Origin of the sequence: Lawsonibacter hominis (assembly GCF_014287895.1) — a bacterium.
In the GTDB taxonomy this organism is placed as follows: Bacteria; Bacillota; Clostridia; order Oscillospirales; family Oscillospiraceae; genus Lawsonibacter_A; species Lawsonibacter_A hominis.
In genome coordinates, this window is the sequence record NZ_JACOPP010000107.1 from 1 (window position 1) to 581 (window position 581).

Consider the following 581-nt stretch of genomic DNA (forward strand, 5'->3'; position numbering starts at 1 on the left):
ACACCGTTGGCCAGCAAAAGCGAGGCACAGGTATGGCGAAGATCGTGGAAACGAATGTGCCGTAAATTGTTCTTGGCAAGCAACTTCCCAAAGGTCGAGGACACATAGTTGGGTTTAATAAGATTGCCGATCACATCGACACAGACATATCCCAGATATTCTTTGTTGTAGGAACGCCCGCACAGCTTGCGATTTTCTTCCTGCTGTTTCTTGGCCTCCAGCAACCGCTCTTTCAAAAAAGGAATCAATGGATAAGTCCGCAGACTGGATTTGTTTTTTGCCTTGTCCTTCTTAATCGTGACCCGTTCTCCCTTTACATTGCAAGTTGTTACCGTATGCCGGATGGAGAAGCAGTTATGGTTGAAGTCAAAGGCACTCCATTTCAGACCGATAACCTCACTGCGGCGCAGACCGTAAAAAGCAGTCAGAAGAACTACCAGTTCGATCTTATGCCCCTTGATGACTTCAAACAGATTCAGGACTTCCGAATCCAGGTAGTAGTCACCCTTGAAGGGTTCAGGCTTGGAAATGATAATCCGGTCAGCCGGATTGCTTGGAATCAGATTTTTGTCAACCGCATA

Annotated in this window: 2 protein-coding genes; one reads left to right on the forward strand and one right to left on the reverse strand. The window is 46.6% G+C overall.

Going from position 1 to position 581, the window contains the following annotated elements:
• Nucleotides 1-461, reverse strand: a 461-nt coding sequence (locus H8S57_RS18445) for a site-specific integrase (protein ID WP_369807664.1), incomplete at its 3' end; no start/stop codon positions are given.
• Here H8S57_RS18445 and H8S57_RS18450 point away from each other — a divergent pair.
• A partial coding sequence (locus H8S57_RS18450; RefSeq protein ID WP_243204886.1) for a hypothetical protein occupies nucleotides 357-581 on the forward strand: 225 nt, incomplete at its 3' end. The two genes, H8S57_RS18445 and H8S57_RS18450, sit on opposite strands and share 105 nt — an antisense overlap.